The following is a 23038-nucleotide window of genomic DNA, read 5'->3' as shown; positions in this document are numbered from 1 at the left end:
TGCGAGCGAGCACGTTCCACGGATGGACCGTACGGTTCTTTCGTGGAAGAAGCCCCTAGGCTGTCTAGAGAGGAGAGGGAGAGGCCACTCATGTCCATCGAGGGCGCCAAGCGGCTGCCGAAGTACCAGCGGATCGCCGACGAGCTGCGGGACGCCATTCAGTCAGGGCAGTACCGGCCCGGTGATCGGCTGCCGGGTGAGAACGACCTCATGGCGGACCACGGCGTCGCTCGGATGACCGCCCGGCAGGCGCTCGGTGTTCTGCAGAGCGAGGGCATTGTCGAGTCGCGCAAGGGGGCTGGCGTCTTTGTGCGGTCGTTCCGCCCGCTGCGTCGCCAGGGCATCCAGCGCCTGGCCCGGTCCCAGTGGGGTGAGGGCCGGTCCGTCTGGTCCGTCGACACCGAAGACCGGACTCTGGTCGTAGACCGAGTACGCGTCACTGAGCAGAGTGCGCCCGAGCACGTGGCCCGCGTGCTGGGAGTGGAAGAGGGCGAACCCGTATGTGTTCGTAGTCGGCGCTTCGTGCTGGACGGCAAGCCGGTGCTCCTCGCCACGTCGTATCTGCCGGCGAGTCTGGTGGCCGGGTCGGCCATCACTCAGGAGGACACCGGGCCCGGCGGCACGTACGCGCGGCTTGCCGAACTCGGTTCGGAGCCGGTCCACTTCCGTGAGGAGATTCGGTCCCGCATGCCGATGGCGGCCGAGGCTGAGCAGTTGGAGCTCTCGACCGGGACGCCCGTCATGCTGATCTGCCGGACTGCCTTCACCGACGAGGGCCGTGCGGTCGAAGTCAACGAGATGACCCTCGACTCTGCTTCGTACATCCTCGAATACGCCTTTGACGCCTAAGGGTCTCCCGTCGTCGGGCAGCGCTGACCCGGCCCCAGGTCAGCTGGTTGCCTCGTCCATGAGTATGTAGAGGAGTCCGACGAGGGTGCCGCTGCTGACGATGTCGCGGCGGTTGATCATGTCTCGGATGGTGGTCAGGGGAATCCATTCGATGCGGTCGGATTCGTTCTTCTCGGTCGGGGGGCCTTGGTAGGTGGCGCTGTCGGCGCGGAAGAGGTGGTGCTGGGAGTCGGTGATGCCATTGGCCGGTTCGGCGTAGATGAGTGGTCTGATCGGGCCGGGGCGCCAGCCGGTTTCTTCGAGGACTAAGCGGTTGCCGTCCGGGGTCTCGATGTCGGTGATCCACAGGTTCACCCAGTGGTTCTCGTGGACCGGGCGTTCCTCGTGGATCTTCCACTGCGTGCTGCGGCTCCTCCCGACCAGGGTGTTCAGCATCGCGGAGTCTCTGGGGGAGGGGACCGCGTTCTAGGCGTGCGCGTCGGTGATGTGGGTCTGCGCGTTCATCACCACATCGTGGAGGCTTCCCGGCCGTACGCCCTCGTGTGCCATCCACTCGTCGAGGCGGGGCGCAGGTGCTTCGCCAGCCCGTGCCCGTGGCGGCGTAGGGCGGAGCGGTTGACCGAGATCTCTTCCTGGATCTCTCGCCGCAGGTCGTCCGTCCAGCCCTGTTCGCGGTCGGTCGGCTCCAGCGGGGCCTTCAGGGCGGCCACTGCCTTGTCCAGAGATTCTGTCAGGTCCACAGTTCTCCCGTCACGAACACTTTTGAGGCCGAGTGCCACGGTGTTTGTACCGGAAGCCTGAAATCCCTGCTCATGGGGACTATGGGCGGGGATTTGCCGGAGAGCGCCACGGAGCGTGGAGCTGGCGTGGAGTTTGTTTATCGGCCTACCGTCGCGGACTTCGCGGAGGCCCTGCGGGCGCGTGCGCTGAGGACCGCGGCGGGGCGGGGGGCAGGTGCTGGTGATGTTGCTGGCCGTTGGTGTTCCCGCGATGCTCTTTGTGCTCGTTGCCGGTTTGGGGCCGCTGGCGAGCGTGCTGGTGCCGGTGCTCTCGTTGGGGGTCATGGTCGTGGTCCTGGTGGTGGGGATGCGGGCCCAGGCCCGGCAGATGTTCAGCATCGTGGAGCCGTACGGGGAGTGCCGCATGGTGGCCGATGAGCGGGGTGCCGTCAGTACTGGTGAGCGGGCGTCGTTCACCACCGAGTGGTCGGTGTACAGCGGGTACCTGGAGACCTCCCGGCTCTTCGTGCTCTTCGGCGGTGAACGCTCGGCCGGGGTCGGCGTGCTGCCCAAGCGGGGTGCCCAGGATCCCGCCGACGTGGAGCGTCTCCGGGGGATCCTGGGGCGGAACCTCAAGCCGTTGTAGCCTCCGGTGCCGATGTGGGAATCGGAGTGGGCTTCGCGAGGACAGGGCGGCGGCGGGTGGGGACGGCCAGGGTCGGGTTCGCCACGCCCCAGGCCGCGCCCTTGCAGACCAGCTCCTTGTAGAACGCGGCCAGACGGCCGGTCAGGGCGGCGGTACGGGCGCGGTCGTCGGCGGTGACGTACTGGATCAGGCCCTCCTTGCGGCCCAGCGAGATGCACTGGTTGAAGTAGCGGAGCGGGACGGTCGGGGACTTGGTGCCGGTCAGGCGTGCTGCGATGGAGTCGGCGGCCTGCCAGGCGGTGGGGATGCCCGAGGCGCATGACATGCGGAGCGGCTTGTCGCCGGGGCCTTGCACCAGGGCCGCGTCGCCGATGGCGTACACGTCCGGGTGGGAGAGCGAGCGCATGGTGCTGTCGACCTCGATCCGGCCCGTGGCGTCGATCTTCAGCGCGGTCGCCTGCGCGATCGGGTGGGCCGCGAAGCCTGCCGTCCAGATCGTGACCGATGCGGGCAGGTCGCCCGCCGTGGTGGTGATGTGGGTGGCGTCGACCCCGGTGACCGTGGTGTTCTCGTGCACCGTGATGCGCAGGTCGGCCATGACCTTCCGCAGGTGGCGGACGCCCTTGGGGGAGAGCCAGTCGCCCAGGGCTCCTCGGGCGGCGAGGGTGACCTTGAGGTCGGGGCGGGCCTCGGCGATCTCGGTCGCCGCCTCCAGGCCGGTCAGGCCGCCGCCCACGACGACCACGGGCTGCCCGGCGCCCAGGGCGGCCAGGCGTTCGCGCAGCCTCAGGGCTCCGGGGCGGCCGGCGATGTCGTGGGCGTGTTCGGCGGCGCCGGGGACGTCGTGGGTGTTCCAGGTGGAGCCGAGGGCGTACACGAGGGTGTCGTACGGGAGTTCCTCGACGCCGGTTGCCTCGGAGCCCTTGTCACTGATTCCGGTCGTCCCGGTCTCCGTGATCGATACCGTTCTGCGGTCCACGTCGACCGCCGTCACCCTCGCGAGGCGCAGCCTTACCCCCGTACCCGCGAACATCTCGCTGAACGGGCGGGGCCTGAGCTCCTGGCCGACGGCCAGCTGGTGCATCCTGACCCGCTCGACGAAGTCCGGCTCGGCGTTGACGAGCGTGATGGCGACGTCCTCGCGGCGCAGCCGCCTGGTGAGGCGGCCGGCGGCGATCGCTCCGGCGTATCCGGCACCGATGACGACGATGCGGTGCTGTCCGTGTCCGATTCCGTGCTGCATGACCTGTGCTCCTGTCTCGCGCGGCTTCGCCCCTTGAACCGGGCAGCCCGTCGATTCCTGACAGGGGTGGGGTGTGACCTGAGTCACGTGCGTGGTTCAGAATGCGTGGAGCAGGGGGTCCCCGTGCTCCGTGGCCGCCCATCGCCTCGTCGCGCGTTCCAGCTTGTCGGGGTTGGCCTGGCTGCGGAACGCGGCGATGCCCTCGGTGGTGATCTCCAGGCACAGGATGCCGACGACCCGGCCGTCGACGACCGCCACGAGGGCGGGGGAGCCGTTGGCCGTCGTGGCGTGGATCTCGGCGGAGCCGCCCACCAGGTCGCGCTTGGCCTTGCCGGGCTTGAACAGGCCCCGCATGAACTTCGCGACCGCGAGCGCGCCCTCGAACGGCTTGGTGCGGGCCGGTACCTTCCCGCCGCCGTCGCCGATCGCGACGGTGTCCGCCGTGAGCAGTTGCACGAGCGGTTCGGTCCGTCCGCTGGTGGCGGCCGTGAGGAACTCCTCCACGATCCGCCGGGCGGCGGCCTCGTCGACCTCGGTACGGGTGCGGCCCTCCGCGATGTGCTTCTTCGCGCGGTGGAAGATCTGCTGGGCGGCGGCCTCGCTGATGTCGAGGATCTCCGCGATCTTCCGGTGCGGGTAGTCGAAGGCCTCCCGCAGCACGTACACGACCCGCTCGTTGGGCGAGAGCCGCTCCATGAGGGTGAGGACGGCGTACGAGACCGACTCCCGCTGCTCGGCGGTGTCGGCCGGGCCGAGCATCGGGTCCCCGGCGAGCAGCGGCTCGGGCAGCCACTGGCCCACGTACGACTCGCGCCGGGCACGGGCCGAGGTGAGCTGGTTCAGGCACAGGTTGGTGAGGACCTTCGTCAGCCAGGCCTCGGGGACCTCGATGCGGTCGATGTCGGCGGCCTGCCACCGCAGGAACGTGTCCTGCACGGCGTCCTCGGCATCGCTCGCCGAGCCGAGCAGGCGGTACGCGATGGCCTCCAGGCGGGGCATGGAGGCTTCGAACCGGTCCATATGGGTCCGCGTCAGAGCCATGGTTCGGATCCTAGCCCTCAGTTGATGTAACCGGACCGCGGCTCGTGACGTATCCGGACTGCTGCTCGGTGGTGGCAGGAACCCGGGCGGGCCCGTTGCCGTCCTGCTGAGGAGGGATGCCACGACGGCATGCCCAACGGGGGGCGGAACTGATGAACCAGTACGGAAGAGGGCCCCGTCGGGCGGCCCTGCTGACTCTCGCCCTCGTGACGTCGTTCGGTGTGGGGGCCTGCAGTCCGGGTGAGGAGTCCGGCGCGCCGCCGTCTTCGCCCCGGTCCAGCGCGCCGGGCGGTGCGACGACGCCCGGTCCGACGATGCCCGGTGGGACGGCGCCCGAGGCGACGGCGTCCGGTGGGACCGCCGAGGCTGCTGCTGCCGTCGCCGATGAGGCCAAGGCCGTCCTGGAGGGGCTCTTCGTCGGTATGGAGCCCCTCGCGGGAGGGAGCGGCGGGCTGCAACCGCAGTTCGGCAACACCCACCCCGCCGTTCCCGACGGCGTCGTGAGCGTGACCTTCGCCTTCACCTGTACCGGCGGCGGCGAGGTGAAGCTGCGGAACGAGGTCGGGGGCAAGGACGTGCCGTCGTCCGCCGGGACCCAGGCGTGTGACGGTTCGCTCTTCCAGCAGAGTGTCGAGGTGCCCGCGTCCGCTTCCTTCGGCTTCACGGCCACCCCTGCGGCGGGTGCCGAGGACGGCGGGTATGCCTACGGCTATTACGTCGAGAAGGAGCAGCACTCGTAGGCGGAGCCTCCGGGGTCGGTCATCATGAGGCCGACAGGACAGCAGGAGGGGGAGAGGGCTGATGGACGGCTCGGTTCTGGATGTGGCCCACGAGGTGTTCCTGATGGCAGGAGGGCTGGCGCTCGTCTGGATCGGCGTGGAGTCGTGGCGCAGGCCGGACTGGGCTCCGCTGGTGGGCGGCCCGGTGTGGGTGGTGCGGTGCGGGTCCGTCGGCTGGGTCCTGGTGGGATGCGCGCTCGTGTCCCTCGCCGGGTTCAGACTGGCCGGGCGCGAGGAGGACTGGCCGCTGGGTGATGCCCACACCACCGGATTCTGGCTCGTGGCGTTCTCGGTGGGGGTCGGGGTGGCCTTCCAGCTGCGCAAGCTGTACGTCCGGCGGGGGCAGGGCCAGGGCCAGGGTCAGGGGCGACGGCGGCGGCCTCGGCGCGGGCAGGCTTCGTGATCCGGGGGTTTACCCCCCTCTGACCTGGGGGCCGTGTACGCCGAGATGTACCCCGCCCACCTGGACCGGTTCGTCCTCGACAGCGCCATGGCCCCCGACGACTACGGCATGCGGATGATCCAGGCCATGGGCCCGGCCAACGAGCGGGCCCCGGACGACCTCGCCGCCTGGGCCGCGCCCCGCCATGCGACGTACCGCCTGGGCAGGACCCCCGCCGTCGCACGAGCCACCGTCGAAGGGCTGGTGCGCCGGGCCGCCCACCGCCCGATAGCCATCGGTGGGTACCGGATCGACGAGCAGACCCTGCCGTTCCTCCTCTACTTCCTCGGGACCGACGACCGGGACAACACGCAGTACGCTGCCACGCTGCGCCTGCTGGTGACCGTTCCGGTGAGGGCCCACGCGGTGTTCGTGGACTACCCCGACGCCTGCGCCAACGAGGCCGTCAACGACTACCTGCTGAAGGGGGTGCTGCCTGCGGACGATGTCGGGTGCGAGCGGGACGCGCAGGCGGCACGGACCGCGCCGACCGCGCCGATCACGCCGACTACCGGGCGCGCGGCGCCGGTCCACCGGTCGCATCAGGGGCGGGGGCCGGGGTAGCCGGAAGAGCACGGGGCGTGGTGGTCGCGCCCGGCGCGGAGGTACCGATGGAGCCGGTACGGAGGTTACCGATGGAGCCAGGGGAGCAGCAGGGGCAGCACGGCGAGCAGGGACAGCGTGGACAGGGCGGAGAGCGTGGAGAGCTCGGAGGGAAGGGGCGGCGTGGGCGGCCGGAGCGGTGGCAGGATCGGTGGTGGGCCATGGCGCTGCTGGTGCTGGTGGTGTGGGTCGGTGTCCGGCTGGTCTTCGACGGGTGGTCCGGGTGGCCCGGGATTCTGGTCGGCGGGTTCGTCTACGCCGGGTTCATGACGTGGTACCTGATGCGGCGCAGGCGGCGGGACGCCCGGGCGGTGGGGACCGACGCGGCACGCGTGCCGGAGCTGGAGCGGCGGATCGCCAAGAACGGCGAGCTGCCCGAGGACCCGGCCGAGCGGGCGGCCATGGTCCGGCTGATCCGGCGCCGGGAGGAGAAGCTGCGGCGCAATCGGTGGTGGGCCTTCCCGTTGCTGGGGCTGGTCTTCTTCGGGATCCCGATGCTCTGGTTCGCCGCCGGGAACGTGCCGGCGGGTATGTGGGGGCTCGTGTTCGGCGCGATGCTCCTGGGGTGGATGGTCTGGTTCAACCGGCGTTTCGTCCGCCGTATGACCCGGATGCGGCAGCGGATCGAGGGCGTCGGGGGCGGGGCGGCCACCGGTTCGGTCGCCGGCGCGGCCGCTCGCCCTGGCGGTGTTTCTGTCGGTGGTCCTGGAGGTGGTCCTGGAGGTGGTGCGGAGGGGTTCGCTCATCGTGCCCGTTAGCCTTCGCGGAGGCGTGAGGACGGGGATGGTTCGTTCCTCGGGGTGGAGCGTTCGGGGTGTGGCGGAGAGGGTGGGGTTCGGGTGGCCTCTGGGTGGTGGTGTGCCGGGGGCGGGTGGCCGGGGGATGGGCCGGAGCTGGGGTGGAGCAGGGGGCGGGAGCGGCGGGTGAGCGTTCTCTCGTACGGGGGTGGGCTCGGGTTCCGTGTGGTGGGGGAGCGGCACTGTGTGGGGGCCCGGGGGAACGTGTGCCCTCTGGGGGCCGTGGTGTCCGTGCGCAGTACCGGGGCGCGGTGCGCTGAGTGTGCGCGGCTGGACCGGGCGCACTCGGTGGCCGCCGACACGATGGTGGACGACCCGCGTACGTACCGCGTCTACCTTGCCTGGTTCGGGCCCGGCATGGTCAAGGTCGGGATCACCCGGGAGGAGCGGGAGGCCGCGCGGTTGCGGGAGCAGGGGGCCGTGGCGTTCAGCTGGCTGGGGCGCGGGCCCCTGATGGCCGCCCGGCGGACCGAGGAGGTGCTGCGGGCCGCGCTCGGGGTGCCGGACCGGATCTCGTACGCCAGGAAGCGGGGCGTACGCGGGCAACTCCCGGGGAAGGAGGAGCGGTTCGCCGAGGTGGCGGAGTTGTACGGGCGGGCCGTGGAGCTCGAAGGGCGCGGGTGGCCCGAGTCGTTGGAGCGGCTGCCTCTCGAAGTCGTCGACCATGTGGGGATCTTCGGGCTGGACCGGGCGCCCGTCGCCACGCGGGCGGTGAGTGAGCTGGTGGAGGGCGGTGTCGTCGCCGGGCGGCTGGTCGCTGCCGCCGGGCCCGACCTTCACCTTGCCGTGGACGGTGCCGGGAGCGGAAGTGGAGGCGGCGGTGGCGTGGTGGTGTTGGACACGCGGCTGATCACTGGGTGGGAGCTTGCCGCTGTGGCTCCGGGGGCGGGGAGCGAAGTACGTGTCCCCCTCATCGACATCGCGGGCGGTGGCGTGCAGGGTGGGTTGTTCTGACCTTGCCCAACGAGACCCTGCAAGGAGCCCGCGCGTGGAAGCGGTGAACGTGGAAGCGGTGAAAGTGGAAGCGGTGAACGTGGAAGCCGAAGCACTTGACGTCGTGCGGTTCTGGGAGCGGCTCGGGCTGCCCGGGATCATCGACGTGCACACCCACTTCATGCCCGAGCGGGTGCTGCGCAAGGTGTGGGCCTACTTCGACTCCGTAGGGCCGCTCACCGGGCTGGAGTGGCCGATCACCTATCGGTACGAGGAGGAGCAACGGATCGCCCTCATCAGGTCGTTCGGGGTTCGGCGCTTCACCTCCATGCTCTATCCGCACAAGCCCGGCATGGCCCCCTGGCTGAACGGCTGGGCCGCCGACTTCGCCGCCCGGGTGCCCGACTGCCTGCACACCGCGACCCTCTTCCCGGAGGAGGGCGTGGAGGCGTATGTGAAGGAGGCCGTGGAGAGCGGGGCGCGGGTCTTCAAGTCGCACCTCCAGGTGGGTGCGTATGACCCCAACGATCTCTTGCTGGAACCCGTTTGGGGGCTTCTTGCCGAGGCCGGGGTCCCCGTCGTGATGCACTGCGGGTCCGGGCCCGCCCCGGGGAAGTTCACCGGGCCCGAGCCCGTCCGGCGGCTTCTCGCGCGCCATCCCCGGCTGCGGCTGATCGTCGCGCACATGGGGATGCCGGAGTACGGGGAGTTCCTCGCGCTGGCGCAGGCCTATCCGGAAGTGCGGCTCGATACGACTATGGCGTTCACCGACTTCAGTGAGGGGTTCACGCCGTTTCCGGCCGACCAGCGGGGGCGGCTCGCCGACCTGGGCGACCGGATTCTGCTGGGGACGGACTTTCCGAACATTCCGTACCCGTACGTCCACCAGTTGGAGGCCCTGGAGCGGCTGGGGCTGGGGGAGGAGTGGTTGCGGGCCGTCTGTTACCGGAACGCGGAGGCGTTGTTCGGGCCTGTTTCCTGAGGCCGGGACCCGCTTTCTCAGGCAATTCACAGAAACGGGTCAGGCTTCTCTCACGGGCGCCCCACAGGGTGGGACCCATGACGACGACGACCGCGCCCCAGGGGCGTACCGAACTGCTCAGGCCGGACCGTACGCCCGTGCGCGTCCTGGTCGTGGACGACGAGGCTCCGCTCGCCGAGCTGCTCTCGATGGCCCTGCGGTACGAGGGGTGGGAGGTGCGCAGCGCCGGTGACGGGGCCGGGGCCGTGCGCGCGGCCCGGGACTTCCGGCCGGACGCGGTGGTCCTGGACGTGATGCTCCCGGACATGGACGGGCTCGCCGTGCTGAGCCGGATCCGGCGCGAGTACTCCGATGTCCCCGTCCTCTTCCTGACCGCCCGGGACGCCGTGGAGGACCGGATCGCCGGGCTCACGGCGGGCGGCGACGACTATGTGACCAAGCCGTTCAGCCTGGAGGAGGTCGTGGCCCGGCTGCGCGGGCTGATCCGCCGATCCGGTACGGCGCTCGCGGCCGAGCGGAGCCAGTCGACGCTCACCGTCGGGGACCTGCTGCTCGACGAGGACAGCCACGAGGTGAGCCGGGGCGGGGACGCGATCCACCTGACCGCCACGGAGTTCGAGCTGCTGCGCTTCCTGATGCGCAACCCGCGCCGGGTGCTCAGCAAGGCGCAGATCCTGGACCGGGTCTGGAACTACGACTTCGGCGGCCAGGCCAACGTCGTCGAGCTCTACATCTCCTACCTCCGCAAGAAGATCGACGCGGGACGGACGCCGATGATCCACACCCGGCGCGGGGCCGGGTATCTGATCAAGCCCGGTGAGTAGGGGCCTCTCTGTGAAGGTGCTGCGGCGGCCGTGGACCCTGCGGACCCGGCTCGTCGTGTCGGCCGTGTCGCTGATCGCCGTCGTCGCGGCCGTCATCGGGTCCGTCACCGCCATCGCCTTCCACAGCTACATGTACGGCAAGCTCGACGACCAGCTCCACTCCATCGCCGTACGCGCGGAGCGACCTCCCGGCCCGGCGCCCGAGGCCCTGCGTGATGCGTTGCGTGACGCCGGTCCGCTCGGGTTCGTCGGCGGGGGCGGGCAGCCGCTCGGCACGTTCGGGGCCCTCGTCGACGACGGGGACATCACCGCGTCCAAGGTCGTCGAGGACAGCGGGCTGCGCTCCCAGGAGAGCGCGAAGCCGCTGACGGAGACGCAACAGCGGGTCCTGGAAGCCGACGCTCCGACGACCACGGGCGAGGGCGCCCGGAGCGTCGAACTGCCGGGGCTCGGCGGCTACCGCGTGGAGGCCGCCACCACCGCCGAGGGCCGGACCGTCCTCGTCGGGATCCCCACCGCCGAGGTGAGCGGTGCGCTGAACACCCTGATCCTCGTCGAGGTCTGTGTCACCGCCGCAGGGCTCATCGCCGCCTCCCTCGCGGGCACGGTCCTCGTCGGCGTCGCCATGCGCCCGCTGCGCCGGGTCGCCGCCACCGCTACCCGGGTCGCCGAACTCCCCCTGCACAGGGGTGAGGTGGCTCTCGTCGAACGCGTACCGGAGGCCGAGGCCGATCCCCGTACCGAGGTCGGGCAGGTCGGGGCGGCGCTCAACCGGATGCTGGGGCACGTCGGTTCGGCGCTGGCCGCCCGGCAGGAGAGCGAGACGCGGGTACGGCAGTTCGTCGCCGATGCCAGCCATGAGCTGCGCACCCCGCTGGCCTCGATCCGGGGGTACGCGGAGCTGACCCGGCGTGCGACGGGGCGGGATGTGGCCGCGTCCGGTCCGGGCGCTTCGGCCACGGGGCGGGAGGCGTCGGCGGCCGACCCCGTCACCCGGCATGCGCTGGGGCGGATCGAGTCGGAGGCGGACCGGATGACGGGGCTGGTGGAGGATCTGCTCCTGCTGGCCCGGCTCGATGCGGGACGCCCGCTCTCGTACGAGAGCACTGATCTGCTTCCGTTGGTCGTGGACGCGGTCAGCGATGCCCAGGCGGCCGACCGGGGTGGGCCGGACCTGGACGCCCGCCACCGCTGGCGGCTGGAGCTGCCCGCTGAACCCGTGACCGTACGCGCCGATCCCGCCCGGCTCCAGCAGGTCCTGGTCAACCTGCTGGCCAACGCCCGCACCCACACCCCGCCGGGGACCACGGTGACGGTCTCCGTACAGCCGTCCGTACGCGCTGACGAGCCGGTCACGCTGGAGGTGCGGGACGACGGGCCCGGGATTCCGGCCGGGCTGCTGCCGTACGTCTTCGAGCGGTTCGCGCGGGGGGATGCCTCGCGCTCCCGCGGGGCAGTCACGGAGAAAGCCAAAGCCACTGGCTCCACCGGCTCCACCGGATCCACCGGTCTCGGTCTCGCCATCGTGCAGGCCGTCGTCTCCGCGCACGGCGGGCGCGTACGGGTGGACTCCGCGCCGGGCCGTACGGTCTTCGCGGTCGAGCTGCCCGCCGAAGCCGCCCCCCACCAGGACTCACAGGGCAGGGACAGGCTCACCACACCGGTGTGACAGCGCGGTTGGCGAACGTCGGAGCCATGACCACCACCGACAGTCTCCGGAGCGGCCCCCTCGCAGACGACGGCGCAGACGGCAGGGGATACGGCAGGGGATACGGCAGCGGATACGGCGGCGGAGACAGGAGCGGTCGCCTGCCGGTACGGGAGCACCTCCCCGCCGGTCCGGCGGCCCCCGCCTCCGGCGCCCCCGTGCTCGACGTCGTCGTCCCCGTGTACAACGAGGAGAAGGACCTCCGCCCCTGCGTCCTGCGCCTCCACGACCACCTCTCCCGAACCTTCCCGTACGCCTTCCGCATCACCGTCGCCGACAACGCCAGCACCGACTCCACCCCCGCCGTGGCCGCCGCGCTCGCGGCGGAGCTGGCCGGGGTGCGCAGCGTACGGCTGGAGGAGAAGGGGCGCGGGCGGGCGCTGCGTACGGTGTGGTCGGGTTCCGACGCGCCGGTCCTCGCCTACATGGACGTCGACCTCTCCACCGACCTCAACGCCCTGCTCCCGCTGGTCGCCCCGCTGATCTCCGGCCACTCCGATCTGGCCATCGGCTCGCGGCTCGCCCGCAGTGCGCGGGTGGTGCGCGGGTCGCGGCGGGAGTTCATCTCGCGCGCCTACAACCTCATCCTGCGCTCCTCCCTCGCCGCCGGGTTCAGCGACGCCCAGTGCGGGTTCAAGGCGATCCGGAGCGAGGTGGCCGGGCGGCTGCTGCCGATGGTGGAGGACAGCGGCTGGTTCTTCGACACCGAGCTGCTGGTCCTCGCCGAACGGGCCGGGCTGCGCATCCACGAGGTGCCCGTCGACTGGATCGACGACCCCGACTCGACCGTCCACATCGTGCGTACGGCCGCCGAGGACCTGAAAGGGGTGTGGCGGGTGGGGCGCGCGCTCGCCGTGGGCGCGCTGCCGCTGGACCGGCTGGCCCGGCCCTTCGGCGACGACCCGCGCGACCGGGCGCTGACCGGGGTGGAGCGCGGACTGGCCCGCCAGCTCGTCGGGTTCTGCGTGGTCGGGGCCCTGTCCACGCTCTTCTACCTGGCCCTCTACTCCCTCTTCCGGCTCGGCGTCGGCCCGCAGTTCGCCAACGGCGGCGCGCTCCTCGTCTCCGCCGTCGCCAACACCGCCGCCAACCGGAGGCTCACCTTCGGCGTACGGGGCCGGAGCGGAGCCGTACGGCATCAGGCCCAGGGCCTCGTCGTCTTCGCCATCGGCCTCGCCCTGACCAGCGGCTCCCTCGCGGCGCTGGGGGCGGCCTCCGGCTCGCCCTCGCACTCCACCGAGCTGGCCGTCCTGATCACCGCCAACCTCGCGGCCACCGTGCTGCGCTTTCTGCTCCTGCGCGCCTGGGTCTTCCCGGCCCGCGCCTGCTCCGAACCCGAGGACCTTCGATGACCACGACCGTCGCCCCTGTGATGTCGGCCCCGCCGGCGCCCGGCCCGGTGGACAGCCACCGCTGGGCACGCCCCGCGCTGTACGGGCTCCTCCTGGCCGTCGGCCTCGCCTACTTCCACAACCTCAGCGCCTCCGGCTACGCCAACTCCTTCTACTCCGCCGCCGTCCAGGCGGGCAGCCAGAGCTGGAAGGCCTTCTTCTTCGGCTCGCTGGACTCCGCCAACGCCATCACCGTCGACAAGCCGCCCGCCGCTCTCTGGCCGATGGCCCTGTCCGTACGCCTCTTCGGGCTCAACTCCTGGGCGATCCTGGCCCCTCAGGTCCTGATGGGGGTCGGTACGGCGGCCGTGCTGAACGCCGCCGTACGCCGTCGGTTCGGGCCGGTCGCCGGGCTGATCGCGGTGGGCGTGTTCGCGCTGACGCCGGTCGCCGCGCTGATGTTCCGCTTCAACAACCCGGACGCGCTGCTCGCCCTGCTGATGACCGTCACCGTGTGGTGCGTGCTGCGGGCGCTGGAGCGGGGGCGGACGGCGTGGCTGCTCTGGGCGGGCGCGGCGGTCGGGCTCGCGTTCCTGACGAAGACCCTCCAGGCGTTCCTGATCCTGCCGCCGCTGGCCGTGCTGTACGCGGTGTGCGCCCCCGTTCCGGTACGGAAGCGGATCGGCCAACTCGCCCTGTCCGCGCTGACGATGGTCGTCGCGGGTGGCTGGTGGGTGGCGATCGTGGAGCTGCTGCCCGCCTCCTCGCGGCCGTACGTCGGCGGCTCGCAGAACAACTCGTTCCTGGAGCTCACCTTCGGCTACAACGGGCTCGGCCGACTCAACGGGGAGGAGACCGGGAGCGTGGGTGGCCGTGGAGGTGGAGGTGGAGGTGGTGGCGGCTGGGGCGAGACCGGGATCGGACGGATGTTCAGCTCCGAGGTCGGCGGCCAGATCGCCTGGCTGCTGCCTGCCGCGCTGATCCTGCTGGTGGCCGGTCTCTGGCTGACCCGGAAGGCGGCCCGGACCGATTCCGCCCGGGCCGCGTTCCTGGCCTGGGGCGGGGCGCTGGTGATGACCGCTGCCGTGTTCAGTTTCATGGCCGGGATCTTCCACCAGTACTACACGGTGGCCCTTGCGCCTTATGTGGCCGCGCTGGTCGCCATGGGGGCCGTGGTGCTGTGGGAGGAGCGGGCCGCGTGGTGGCCGAGGGCGGTGCTCGCGGGGGCGGTCGTGACGACGGTGACCTGGGCGTACGTCCTGCTGGGCCGCACCCCGGAGTACCTGCCGTGGCTACGGTGGGCGGTTCTGGTGGGCGGTCTGGTGGGGGCGGCCGGGCTGCTGGTGGTGGGGCGGTTCGGTGGGCGGGCCCTGGCCCTCGCGGTGGTGGGGCTGAGCTTCGCGGCCTCGCTCGCGGCGCCGACGGCGTACACGCTCAGCACCTTGGACACCGGCCACCAGGGGTCGATCGTGACCGCCGGGCCGTCGGGTGGGGGCGGGCCCGGTGGTGGGTTTGGGGGCGGGGGCCGGGGTGGGCCCGGTGGTGGGCCCGACGGTGGTGGCGGGCAGCGCGGGGGGATGCAGCCGCCTGGTGGGATGCCCGCCGTGCCTGGAGGAACCGCACCGGGTGGAACCGCGCCGGGAGGTACGGCTCCGGGAGGTACGGCTCCGGGAGGCACCGTTCCCGGAGGTGCGGGTGAGGGGATGAGGGCTGGAGGCGGCGGTATGGGCGGGCTGCTCAACGGTGCCTCCGTCTCCGCCGAGGCGAAGGCGCTCCTGGAGAAGGGCGCCGACGACTACACCTGGGCCGCCGCTGCCATCGGGGCGCAGAACGCGGCGAGTTACCAGCTCGCCACCGGTGATCCGGTGATGGCGATCGGCGGGTTCAACGGCAGCGATCCGTCCCCGACGCTCGCCCAGTTCAAGAAGTACGTGGCGGAGGGGAGGATCCACTACTTCGTCTCCGGCGGAACGGGTGGCGGGGGCATGGGTGGAGACGGCATGGATGGCCGTGGCATGGGTGGCGGTGCCGGGGCCTCGTCCCGGATCTCCGCCTGGGTGGCGGAGAACTTCACCGAGGTCACCGCGGGCAGCGCCACCTTCTACGACCTGACGCAGCCGGTGAGTTGATCCCGGGACGTACGGGGCCGGGGTCAGAACCCGGCCGCGTACGTCCAGAAGTCCCGCATCACCTGGGGCGTGGCAGGTCCGGTCAGCTCCATCTGGGTGAGCAGGACGGCGACCGTGCCCGTGGACGGGGTGATGTGGGCCGAGGTGCCGGTGCCGCCCACCCAGCCGTAGCGGCCGGGTACGTTCCACGGGGCCGTGACCTCGACGTCCACCGAGCCGCCGAACCCCCAGCCCTGGCCCTCCGTGAACAGGGCGCTCGCCGCGCGCTGCTCCGGGGTCAGGTGGTCGGTGACCATCTGCCGCACCGACTCGGCGCTCAGCACCCGCCGGCCGTCGTCCGTCAGCCCTCCGGTGAGCAGCATCCGGCCGAAGGCGTACAGGTCGTCGACGGTCGAGACCAGGCCGCCCGCACCGGACGGGAAGGCGGGCGGGCGGCTCCACTGCCCGCCGGGTGCGTCGACCAGCTCGGGCTCACCTCCCGAACTCTCCTTCCCGGCCCGGTAGTAGCTGGTGAACCGGTCCAGCGCACCGGGCTCCACGGCGAACCCGGTGTCCGTCATGCCCAGGGGCTCGAACAGCCGCTCCGCCAGGTACGCGGGCAGCGGGCGGTCGGCCACCCGGGCGATCAGGACCCCGAGGATGTCGGAACACGTGTTGTAGAGCCAGCCGTCGCCCGGCTGGTGGAGCAGCGGGACACGGGAGAGCGCGGCCATCCAGGCGTCCGGCCCGGGCATGTCCTGCGGCTGCGGCGGGCCCTGTTTGAGCTCGGTGAGCAGCGGGGCGACGGCCGGGAGGGAGAAGTCGGACGGGAAGCCGTACCCGGCCCGGAAGGTCAGCAGGTCCAGCACGGTGATCGGCCGCACCGCCGACACCACGTCGTCCACCGGGCTCTGCGGGGTGCGGACGACCAGGGGCGAGGACAGCTCGGGCAGCCAGGCGGCGACGGGGTCGGCGGGCGCGATGAGGCCGTCCTCGACCAGGGTCATGGCGGCCGCGGCCACGATGGGCTTGGTGACCGAGGCGATACGGAAGATCGAGTCCCGCCGCATCGGGGCGGACGCGGCCGGGGCCGAGGCCCGGGCCTCGGCCCCGGCTCCGGTCTCGGCCCCGGCTCCGGTCTCGGCCCCGGCTCCGGTCTCGGCCCCGGCTCCGGTCTCGGCTCCGCCCCCGCTCGCGGTCTCGGCTCCGGCTCCGGCGAATCCGGTCGAACCGGCCGAGACCACCTCGACCCGTTCGCCCCGGGCGACCAGGGCCACCGCGCCCGGCATCGATCCCTCGGCGATACGGGTGTCCAGCAGTTCCTGCAAGGTGCTCATCGTCGGCCTTTCTCCGGTGTCGCATGTTCTGTCAAGGGCCTGCTCCGCGGTGCGGCCGCCCGTGGGCGGTGGACCGTGAACGACGCTCGGTCCGTAAGACCCCCCCGGGCCGCAAAAGGAAACAACCGGCCGGTAACGAGAGACTCCTGGTCCTGTCCGGGCTCATCGGCACCCGCACCCCTCGACAGACCGGCACCTCCCGACTCACCGAAACCCCCTGACTCACCCGCACCCCCCCAACCCACCGGCACCCCCGAACTCACCGGCCCCGCCCCAACAGCTCCAGGTCCGCCACGACCGCCCGGTGGTCCGAGGCGACGCTCTCCGGCACCCACGCGGCCCGTACGGAGATCCCTCCGCGCGAGCTGCCCTTCGGACCGGCCCCCTTGGACACCGCCACGTAGTCGATCCGCTTGACCGGGTCCTGTGCCGGGAAGGTCGGCGCTCCCGGATCGGCGTCCGTCAACTCCTGCCAGAGCGGTGCCAGTTCCGGGGCGCCGGGCTCTGCGTTGAAGTCGCCGAGCAGGATCTTGGGGCCCCGGTCCTCGGCCATGATCCGCCGGGTGTCGGCGACCTGGGCGGCGCGTACGGCGGGGTCCGGGCGGTAGTCGAGGTGGGTCACATACACGTGTACGGGCTGCCCCTTGACCCGTACGACGACCTCGCCGAACCCCGGAGCGGGGGCCGGGACCGGTGTCGGGTCCTGGGTCGAGAGCCGGGTGATCTCGTGGTTCTCGGCGCTCAGGATCCGGTACCGGGACAGCACCGCCACCCCGTACTCCGCCCGCGGCCCGCCCGGTTCGGCGGGGTCCAGGCTGTAGATGGGGGCGAAGTACACGTACATGCGCAGCCGTTCGGCCAGTTCGCCTGCAAGGTCCCGCCATGCGCTGCGGGCGCCCCAGTGCCGGTCGACCTCCTGAAGGCCGATCACATCGGCTTCCAGGAAACGCAGTTCGGCCGCCTGACGGTCGAGGTCGAAGACGTTGTCCATGCCCGCCCCGGCGTGGATGTTGTACGTGGCGACCCGCAGCGGCACGGAACCGGGCGCCGGGGTGGCAGTGGCGGGCGAGGCGAGGGAAGCCCCCAACAGGGCAGTCGCGACAAGCAGTTGCGGGACGCGGCGGCGCGGCAGCATGGGCTCTCCAGTCGGTGGGGGTCGCACTCACGGTCGCGCTCATGGCCGCGTCGGGTCGCGTTGGGTCGCGTCGGGTCATGCCGCGTCGGGTCGGCGTCCGGAACCGTACCGCCCCGGCCCCTCGCAGGGCTCACCGGCGCGACCGGCGTGTCGGCGGAGTTATCGAGTTGTACGCCGTACAGGAGGTGCCATACGGTGTACAGCGATCCCGTCCTATACACCGTAGAACCGCCCGGCCGCCAGGCCACCAAGCCACCAGCCCGCCCAGGCGTCAAGCCGCGCCCGCGCCGGAGACCCAGGAGCCCGCATGACGGCGTCCGCCGCAGAGCGACCCGACCTCGCCCCCCAGGGGCATCCACAGCGCTGGCTGATTCTCGGCGTCATCTGTCTCGCCCAGCTCACCGTGCTGCTCGACAACACCGTCCTCAACGTCGCGATCCCCTCCCTCACCACGGAGCTGAACGCCTCCACCGCCGATGTGCAGTGGATGATCAACGCCTACTCGCTCGTCCAGTCCGGGCTGCTGCTCACCGCGGGCAGCTCCGCCGACCGGTACGGGCGCAAGAAGATGCTGGTCGTGGGCCTCGCCCTGTTCGGCATCGGTTCGCTGGCGGCCGGGCTCGCGCAGACCTCCGGCCAGCTCATCGCGGCCCGCGCGGGCATGGGCGTCGGGGGCGCGCTGCTGATCACCACCACCCTCGCCGTCGTCGTCCAGATCTTCGACGACTCCGAGCGGGTCAGGGCGATCGGCCTCTGGGCGACCGTCAACTCCCTCGGGTTCGCGGCCGGTCCGCTCGTCGGCGGGGTCGTGCTCAACCACTTCTGGTGGGGCGCGATCTTCCTCATCAACATCCCGGTCGCCGTGATCGGCCTGGTCGCCGTCGTACGGCTCGTACCGGAGTTCAAGAACCCGCGTGGGGAGCGGCCCGACCTGCTGGGCGCGCTGCTCTCCACGGTCGGGATGACCGCGGTCGTGTTCGCGATCATCTCCGGACCCGAACACGGCTGGGCGTCGGGCCGGGTGCTGCTGACGGCGGGCGTCGGGCTCGCCGTGCTCGCCGGGTTCGTCCTGTGGGAGCTGCACATCCCGCACCCGATGCTCGACATGCACTTCTTCCGGAACCAGAAGTTCATCGGTGCGGTGGCGGGCGCGATCCTGGTCGCCTTCGGAATGGGCGGCTCCCTCTTTCTGCTCACGCAGCACCTTCAGTTCGTTCTCGGGTACGGACCGCTGGAAGCGGGTCTGCGTACGGCGCCGATGGCGCTCACCGTGGTTGCCCTCAACCTCACCGGCATGGGCGCCCGGCTCGTCCCGAAGCTGGGGACGCCCGCCACCATCGCGGCGGGGATGAGCTGCCTGGCGGCCGGTCTCGCGGCCATCGCGGTGCTCGGCCGGACCGGGTACACGGGGATGCTGCTCGGCCTGGTCGTGATGGGCGCGGGGATCGCCTTCGCGATGCCCGCCATGGCCAACGCCATCATGAGCGCCATCCCGCCGGCGAAGGCCGGGGTGGGCGCGGGGGTCAACGGCACGCTCGCGGAGTTCGGTACCGGGCTCGGGGTGGCGGTGCTGGGCGCGGTCCTGAACATCCGGTTCGCCGCCCTCGTACCGGCCGCCGTCGGTGCCGCCTCGCTGCCGGCCGCCCTGGCCGCCGCCGACGGCGCGGGCGAGCGCGCGACGATCAAGGACGCCTTCGCCTCCGGCCTGGAGACCAGCCAGCTGGTGGGCGCGGTGGCGGTGCTGACGGGCGGTCTGCTCGCGGCGATGCTGCTGCGCCGGGCGGAACGGATGGAGGCGGCGGCGGGGGCCGGGGGACCGGCTGATCCGGCCGACCGGGCCACGGCGGCCGAGACGTCCCCGACGACCGCGACGTCCACGGCAACCGCGGCAACCGCGGCGGCCACGACACCCACGGCGGCCGCGAAGGCTGAGACGCCCGGAGGCCGGGCAGACTCGTCGGGACCGGCGGCATAGCATCGGAGAGGGCGCACGTACCGGACCGTAGGCGTCCGGTACGTCGGCCTTCCGGCAGGACCGCACCGGGACCGGGGCCCGGCCGTACCGGGACCGGATCGACTGGGACCGGGTCGTACCGGACCGGGTCGTACCGGGTCTGGGCCGTACCGGCGGGGCGGTCCCCCGCAAGACGAGGAGAGTGTGCGCCATGGTGTCCGCGTCCGACCGTGTGAAGAACCCCGCGCGGACCAGCGTGTGGATCGACGGAGGGGCCCCTTCGCGTTCCCGCAGGACCGAATCCCCGGCAGGTCTGGACCGGAACCGGATCACCGAGGCGTCGGTGCGGCTGCTGGACGCAGAGGGCCTCGCCAAGTTCTCCATGCGCCGGCTCGCCGCCGAGCTGGACGTCACCGCGATGTCCCTCTACTGGTACGTCGACACCAAGGACGACCTCCTGGAGCTGGCCCTCGACTCGGTCTACGCCGAACTCCCGCCGCCGCGCGTGGACGGGGACTGGCGGGAGCGGCTGCGCGAGATCGCCCGCAGCTACCGCGAACTGCTCGTCCGCCACATCTGGATCTCCCCGCTGGCCGGGACCTTCCTCAACATCGGCCCGAACTCGGTGCGGTTCTCGTACGCCGTCCAGACCATCATCCAGGCCACCGGCCTGCCCCTGGAACGGCAGACGGGCGCGCTCTCGGCGGTCTTCCAGTTCGTGTACGGATTCGGCACCGTCGAGGGCCACTTCAAGGCACGCTGCGACGCGACCGGGCTCACCCAGGACGAGTACCACCGGCGCGCGATGAGCACGATCCGGGCGCAGCCGCACCTGAGGGAGATCGTCGAGTCCTCCGACGAGCTGATGGCGGCACGGGGCGGCGACACGGTCGAGGAGATGCGCGAACGGGACTTCGGCGTCGCGCTGGACGTGCTGATCGCGGGCATCGAGGCGATGCGCGAGCGGGGTGCGGAGGGCGCGGGAACGGGCGCGGACCACGAGGACTCCGGGCCGACGTCTCCGTAACCGCTGAGGCGTCAACGCAACGCTGCCGCTCCGGAAGCCGGGCCGCTCCGAGTACCCGTGCCGGGCCGCTCCGGTACCCGTGCCGGGCCGCTCCAGGATCAGCCCCCCTCGGCACCCCGTCCCCTCGGCACCCCTCCCCTCAGTACCCCCGCCCCGTGTCCACCGCCAGCTCCGGCCTGCGCCCCGCCGCCACGGCCTCCCAGCAGGCGGCGAAGTCCCCGGCCACGTCCTCGTCGGCGGTGATCCCCGCGGAGTGCGAGGTGATCACCGTACGGGGCAGCTTCCAGACCGGGTCGTCGGGCGCCGCGGGCTCCTCCGGCAGCACGTCCAGCACCGCGCGCCGCACCCCACCGCCCCGCAGCGCGGCCCCCAGCGCCCCCATGTCCACCGTCGCGCCCCGCCCCACGTTGACGAACGTCGCCCCCCGCACCGCCGCGAACCGCCCCGCCCCGAAGAACCCCTCCGTCGCCCCGGTCAACGGCAGCGCGGAGATCACCCACCGCGCCCCCTCCAGCTCCCCCGCATCCGCATCCGCCCCGATCACCCGGTCGAAGCCCACCGGCGGCCCCCCGGTCCGCGCGGCGCGGGCCACGCCCACGGTGCGCACGCCACAGCCGCGCAGCAACCCGGCGACGGCCCCGCCGATGCGCCCGGTGCCGTAGACGAGGGCGGTCTGCCCGGCGACCAGCTCGGAGGGCAGGCGGCGCCACTCGGCGCGGGCGTGCTGGGCGGCGTACTCGGGGACGGCCTGGCACTCGGCGAGCACCCAGGCCAGGACGTACTGGGCGATCCGCTCGCCCATCCGCCCCACGGTCCGGGTGAGCAGCGCCCCGGCGGGCCAGTTCCCGGCGGCGAGCAGCGGATCCGTACCGGCGTTGACGCTGTGGAACCAGAGCAGTCGGCCGTCCGCGGTCGCTGTCTCCATAGCTGTTTCCGTAGCTGTCTCTACAGCTGTCTCTGTAGCTGTAGCTGTCTCCGTAGCTGTAGCTGTAGCCGCCGCGCGCACCACTTCGGGCAGCGAGGCCCCCACACAGAGGAGGGGCCCGTCGCCCGGCTCCCCGCCTCCCAGGGGCTCGGCGCCCCGCCCGGTGATCCGCTCCAGCTCCCGTACGAGAGAGGCACTCAGCTCGGGCGCGACCAGCAGCCGGGCCCGCGCGAGGAGTTCGGGGTCGGGCAGCCTCGGGACGGTCGGTATCACGTGCCCGGCGCCAGATGGGCCGGGAAACCGCCGGTCGCGACGGGACCCCAGCGCTCCGGGGTGACGCGGATGATCGACTTGCCCTGCCTGACCATGGCGGCCCGGTACTCGTCCCAGTCCGGGTGCTCACCGGAGATGTTCCGGAAGTACTCCACGAGCGGCTAGACCGACTCCGGGGCGTCGAGCACCTCCGCCGAACCGTCGACCTGTACCCACGGCCGTACGAACGCCAGCAACGCATCGAGGTCCACGGCGGTGTTGGTCGCGATGTCCGGTGCCATGACCACCACCCTACGACCGGCCGCGACCCCACCCGGGGCAGCGAACCACCGCGTCCGCCGCCCGCCTATCCGGGCAGTGCCTCGCCCTGGACCGCCTGGATGTCCAGCTCCATGCGCAGGGTGGTGCCGATCGCGGAGATGCCCGCCTGGACGACCTGGTTGTAGTTCATCGCGAAGGCGTCGCGGCGCAGCTCGGCCGTGGCGTGGAAGGCGGCGCGCACCCCGCCCCACGGGTCGGGTCCGGTGCCGAGGTAGGTCAGGTCCAGGCCGACCGGGCGGGAGATGCCGCGCAGGGTCAGCTCGCCGTGGACGGTCCAGCGGTCGGGGCCGGCCGGGGCGAGGCCGGTGGAGCGGTACGTGATCTCCGGGTACCGGTCCACGTCCAGGAAGTCCGGCGAACGCAGGTGCTTGTCCCGCATGCCGTTGCCGGTGTCGATGCTCGCCGCGCCGATCACCGCGTCGACCCGGGAGCGGGAGACGTCCTCGGCGATCTCGATCCGGCCGCCGAAGTCGGTGAACCGCCCGTGCACGCTGGAGATCCCCAGGTGCTGGGCGACCGCGCCGACCGAGGAGTGGGCCGGGTCCAGCGACCAGGCGCCCGGGGGCGGAAGCTCCACACCGCCCTGGCGGGCCAGTACGATCTGGCCGCCCTCGATCCGGCCGCTCGCGGCGACGAGGGCGGTGGCGGCGGCGGGGGCGTACCCGACCGCCGTGACGATCACCGTGTACGCGCCGGCCGGCAGGGAACCGTCCGTGCGGACGGCCCCGTCCTCGTCGGCCGCGGCCCGCAGCACCTGGGTGCCGGTCATGTCGGTGACCGTCACGACGGCGTGCTGGACCGCCCAGCCGTCCCGCGTCCGTACCTGTGCGCGCAGTCCCATACGTATCTCTCTCCTAGCTTCATGAACCACCTGGGCCCTATGACTCCTGGGCCCTATGACCCCTGGGCCGCATGCCACCTGGGCCGCATGCCCCCTGAGGCCCATGAGCCGGGCCCCGGGCCGGGGGCGGCGCCGGGCCCCCCCACCCCCCCGGGCCCCCCCCCCAGCCCCGCGCGCCCCCCCCCCCCACCCCCCACCCCCCACAAACACACCCCCCCCC

Annotated in this window: 22 protein-coding genes and 1 pseudogene; 14 read left to right on the top strand and 9 right to left on the bottom strand. The window is 72.1% G+C overall.

All coding sequences use genetic code 11. The features are described 5' to 3' along the window. Positions 1-90: 90 nt before the first annotated feature. Positions 91-849 carry a GntR family transcriptional regulator gene (locus ACFW9Z_RS05380; protein WP_384634707.1) on the top strand — a complete coding sequence of 253 codons (759 nt, stop codon included), beginning with the start codon at positions 91-93 and terminating at the stop codon, positions 847-849. Positions 850-888: 39 nt separating this feature from the next. On the opposite strand, the gene ACFW9Z_RS05375 is transcribed toward ACFW9Z_RS05380, so the two are convergent. Further along, on the bottom strand, positions 889-1284 hold the full coding sequence (locus tag ACFW9Z_RS05375) for a hypothetical protein (protein WP_384634704.1): 396 nt from the start codon (positions 1282-1284) through the stop codon (positions 889-891). A gap of 68 nt (positions 1285-1352) precedes the next feature. Further along, positions 1353-1589: a hypothetical protein gene (locus ACFW9Z_RS05370; protein WP_384634702.1), complete on the bottom strand. Its 237-nt coding sequence runs from the start codon at positions 1587-1589 to the stop codon at positions 1353-1355. Between the two features lie 223 nt (positions 1590-1812). Here ACFW9Z_RS05370 and ACFW9Z_RS05365 point away from each other — a divergent pair, with 223 nt between their 5' ends. Continuing rightward, on the top strand, positions 1813-2214 hold the full coding sequence (locus ACFW9Z_RS05365; protein WP_384634699.1) for a YcxB family protein: 402 nt from the start codon (positions 1813-1815) through the stop codon (positions 2212-2214). Here the strand turns inward: ACFW9Z_RS05365 and ACFW9Z_RS05360 are convergent. Continuing rightward, the gene (locus ACFW9Z_RS05360; RefSeq protein ID WP_384634696.1) at positions 2201-3457 is read right to left on the bottom strand and encodes an NAD(P)/FAD-dependent oxidoreductase; all 1257 of its coding nucleotides are present in this window, start codon (positions 3455-3457) and stop codon (positions 2201-2203) included. The two genes, ACFW9Z_RS05365 and ACFW9Z_RS05360, sit on opposite strands and share 14 nt — an antisense overlap. Positions 3458-3553: 96 nt before the next feature. Then, on the bottom strand, positions 3554-4498 hold the full coding sequence (locus ACFW9Z_RS05355) for an RNA polymerase sigma-70 factor (RefSeq protein ID WP_384634693.1): 945 nt from the start codon (positions 4496-4498) through the stop codon (positions 3554-3556). 314 nt (positions 4499-4812) lie between these two features. Here ACFW9Z_RS05355 and ACFW9Z_RS05350 point away from each other — a divergent pair, with 314 nt between their 5' ends. The 10 genes from ACFW9Z_RS05350 (at position 4813) to ACFW9Z_RS05305 (ending at position 15026) form a co-directional block, all read left to right on the top strand. Beyond that, positions 4813-5238, top strand: coding sequence for a hypothetical protein (locus ACFW9Z_RS05350; RefSeq protein ID WP_384634691.1), 426 nt, complete (start codon positions 4813-4815; stop codon positions 5236-5238). A gap of 61 nt (positions 5239-5299) precedes the next feature. Beyond that, positions 5300-5680, top strand: coding sequence for a hypothetical protein (locus ACFW9Z_RS05345; RefSeq protein WP_384634688.1), 381 nt, complete (start codon positions 5300-5302; stop codon positions 5678-5680). A gap of 33 nt (positions 5681-5713) precedes the next feature. Further along, positions 5714-6283 (top strand): alpha/beta hydrolase, encoded by a 570-nt coding sequence (locus ACFW9Z_RS05340; RefSeq protein WP_384634685.1) that lies wholly within the window; start codon positions 5714-5716, stop codon positions 6281-6283. A gap of 200 nt (positions 6284-6483) precedes the next feature. Next, positions 6484-7080: a hypothetical protein gene (locus ACFW9Z_RS05335; RefSeq protein ID WP_384634682.1), complete on the top strand. Its 597-nt coding sequence runs from the start codon at positions 6484-6486 to the stop codon at positions 7078-7080. 81 nt (positions 7081-7161) lie between these two features. Then, positions 7162-8073 carry a DUF2797 domain-containing protein gene (locus ACFW9Z_RS05330; RefSeq protein ID WP_384634679.1) on the top strand — a complete coding sequence of 304 codons (912 nt, stop codon included), beginning with the start codon at positions 7162-7164 and terminating at the stop codon, positions 8071-8073. A 79-nt stretch (positions 8074-8152) separates the two neighbouring features. Further along, a complete protein-coding gene (locus tag ACFW9Z_RS05325; RefSeq protein WP_384635744.1) occupies positions 8153-9034 on the top strand; it encodes an amidohydrolase family protein in 882 nt (293 codons plus the stop codon). 77 nt (positions 9035-9111) lie between these two features. After that, positions 9112-9858: a response regulator transcription factor gene (locus ACFW9Z_RS05320; RefSeq protein ID WP_384634676.1), complete on the top strand. Its 747-nt coding sequence runs from the start codon at positions 9112-9114 to the stop codon at positions 9856-9858. 16 nt (positions 9859-9874) lie between these two features. Further along, positions 9875-11527 (top strand): sensor histidine kinase, encoded by a 1653-nt coding sequence (locus ACFW9Z_RS05315; protein WP_384635741.1) that lies wholly within the window; start codon positions 9875-9877, stop codon positions 11525-11527. Between the two features lie 26 nt (positions 11528-11553). Beyond that, positions 11554-12918, top strand: a complete 1365-nt coding sequence (locus tag ACFW9Z_RS05310) for a glycosyltransferase (protein ID WP_384634673.1) — start codon at positions 11554-11556, stop codon at positions 12916-12918. Beyond that, positions 12915-15026, top strand: a complete 2112-nt coding sequence (locus ACFW9Z_RS05305; protein ID WP_384634670.1) for a glycosyltransferase family 39 protein — start codon at positions 12915-12917, stop codon at positions 15024-15026. Before ACFW9Z_RS05310 ends, ACFW9Z_RS05305 begins: the two co-directional genes overlap by 4 nt. A 23-nt stretch (positions 15027-15049) precedes the next feature. On the opposite strand, the gene ACFW9Z_RS05300 is transcribed toward ACFW9Z_RS05305, so the two are convergent. Together ACFW9Z_RS05300 and ACFW9Z_RS05295 are read right to left on the bottom strand one after the other, a co-directional pair. Then, positions 15050-16342 carry a serine hydrolase domain-containing protein gene (locus ACFW9Z_RS05300; RefSeq protein ID WP_384634667.1) on the bottom strand — a complete coding sequence of 431 codons (1293 nt, stop codon included), beginning with the start codon at positions 16340-16342 and terminating at the stop codon, positions 15050-15052. A gap of 259 nt (positions 16343-16601) precedes the next feature. Then, a complete protein-coding gene (locus ACFW9Z_RS05295) occupies positions 16602-17477 on the bottom strand; it encodes an endonuclease/exonuclease/phosphatase family protein (RefSeq protein WP_384634664.1) in 876 nt (291 codons plus the stop codon). 307 nt (positions 17478-17784) lie between these two features. Here ACFW9Z_RS05295 and ACFW9Z_RS05290 point away from each other — a divergent pair, with 307 nt between their 5' ends. Together ACFW9Z_RS05290 and ACFW9Z_RS05285 are read left to right on the top strand one after the other, a co-directional pair. Next, positions 17785-19452 carry an MFS transporter gene (locus ACFW9Z_RS05290; protein WP_384634661.1) on the top strand — a complete coding sequence of 556 codons (1668 nt, stop codon included), beginning with the start codon at positions 17785-17787 and terminating at the stop codon, positions 19450-19452. A gap of 190 nt (positions 19453-19642) precedes the next feature. Beyond that, the gene (locus ACFW9Z_RS05285) at positions 19643-20458 is read left to right on the top strand and encodes a TetR/AcrR family transcriptional regulator (RefSeq protein WP_384634659.1); all 816 of its coding nucleotides are present in this window, start codon (positions 19643-19645) and stop codon (positions 20456-20458) included. A gap of 139 nt (positions 20459-20597) precedes the next feature. Here ACFW9Z_RS05285 and ACFW9Z_RS05280 read toward each other — a convergent pair whose 3' ends face one another. From ACFW9Z_RS05280 to ACFW9Z_RS05270, 3 genes and pseudogenes are all read right to left on the bottom strand, one after another. After that, positions 20598-21656, bottom strand: a complete 1059-nt coding sequence (locus ACFW9Z_RS05280) for an NAD(P)-dependent oxidoreductase (RefSeq protein WP_384634656.1) — start codon at positions 21654-21656, stop codon at positions 20598-20600. After that, positions 21653-21937 (bottom strand): annotated as a pseudogene (locus tag ACFW9Z_RS05275) (hypothetical protein). The gene ACFW9Z_RS05280 and the pseudogene ACFW9Z_RS05275 overlap by 4 nt, the downstream one beginning before the upstream one ends. A gap of 65 nt (positions 21938-22002) precedes the next feature. Then, positions 22003-22818, bottom strand: a complete 816-nt coding sequence (locus tag ACFW9Z_RS05270; RefSeq protein WP_384634654.1) for a YceI family protein — start codon at positions 22816-22818, stop codon at positions 22003-22005. Positions 22819-23038 lie beyond the last annotated feature (220 nt).

This window comes from Streptomyces sp. NPDC059452 (genome assembly GCF_042750035.1).
Taxonomy (GTDB): Bacteria; Actinomycetota; Actinomycetes; order Streptomycetales; family Streptomycetaceae; genus Streptomyces.
The sequence above is the reverse complement of the archived record's forward strand: the minus strand, read 5'-3'. Positions and strand labels throughout refer to the sequence as shown.

Excerpts from the sequence above, each read along its gene's own strand:
- ACFW9Z_RS05305 (WP_384634670.1), top strand. The coding sequence starts at position 12,915 with ATGACCACGACCGTCGCCCCTGTGATGTCGGCCCCGCCGGCGCCCGGC.
- ACFW9Z_RS05350 (WP_384634691.1), top strand. The coding sequence starts at position 4,813 with ATGCCCGGTGGGACGGCGCCCGAGGCGACGGCGTCCGGTGGGACCGCC.
- ACFW9Z_RS05290 (WP_384634661.1), top strand. The coding sequence starts at position 17,785 with ATGACGGCGTCCGCCGCAGAGCGACCCGACCTCGCCCCCCAGGGGCAT.
- ACFW9Z_RS05380 (WP_384634707.1), top strand. The coding sequence starts at position 91 with ATGTCCATCGAGGGCGCCAAGCGGCTGCCGAAGTACCAGCGGATCGCC.
- ACFW9Z_RS05295 (WP_384634664.1), bottom strand. The coding sequence starts at position 17,477 with ATGCTGCCGCGCCGCCGCGTCCCGCAACTGCTTGTCGCGACTGCCCTG.
- ACFW9Z_RS05360 (WP_384634696.1), bottom strand. The coding sequence starts at position 3,457 with ATGCAGCACGGAATCGGACACGGACAGCACCGCATCGTCGTCATCGGT.
- ACFW9Z_RS05300 (WP_384634667.1), bottom strand. The coding sequence starts at position 16,342 with ATGAGCACCTTGCAGGAACTGCTGGACACCCGTATCGCCGAGGGATCG.
- ACFW9Z_RS05310 (WP_384634673.1), top strand. The coding sequence starts at position 11,554 with ATGACCACCACCGACAGTCTCCGGAGCGGCCCCCTCGCAGACGACGGC.
- ACFW9Z_RS05365 (WP_384634699.1), top strand. The coding sequence starts at position 1,813 with ATGTTGCTGGCCGTTGGTGTTCCCGCGATGCTCTTTGTGCTCGTTGCC.
- ACFW9Z_RS05355 (WP_384634693.1), bottom strand. The coding sequence starts at position 4,498 with ATGGCTCTGACGCGGACCCATATGGACCGGTTCGAAGCCTCCATGCCC.
- ACFW9Z_RS05335 (WP_384634682.1), top strand. The coding sequence starts at position 6,484 with ATGGCGCTGCTGGTGCTGGTGGTGTGGGTCGGTGTCCGGCTGGTCTTC.
- ACFW9Z_RS05320 (WP_384634676.1), top strand. The coding sequence starts at position 9,112 with ATGACGACGACGACCGCGCCCCAGGGGCGTACCGAACTGCTCAGGCCG.
- ACFW9Z_RS05345 (WP_384634688.1), top strand. The coding sequence starts at position 5,300 with ATGGACGGCTCGGTTCTGGATGTGGCCCACGAGGTGTTCCTGATGGCA.
- ACFW9Z_RS05285 (WP_384634659.1), top strand. The coding sequence starts at position 19,643 with ATGGTGTCCGCGTCCGACCGTGTGAAGAACCCCGCGCGGACCAGCGTG.
- ACFW9Z_RS05375 (WP_384634704.1), bottom strand. The coding sequence starts at position 1,284 with ATGCTGAACACCCTGGTCGGGAGGAGCCGCAGCACGCAGTGGAAGATC.
- ACFW9Z_RS05270 (WP_384634654.1), bottom strand. The coding sequence starts at position 22,818 with ATGGGACTGCGCGCACAGGTACGGACGCGGGACGGCTGGGCGGTCCAG.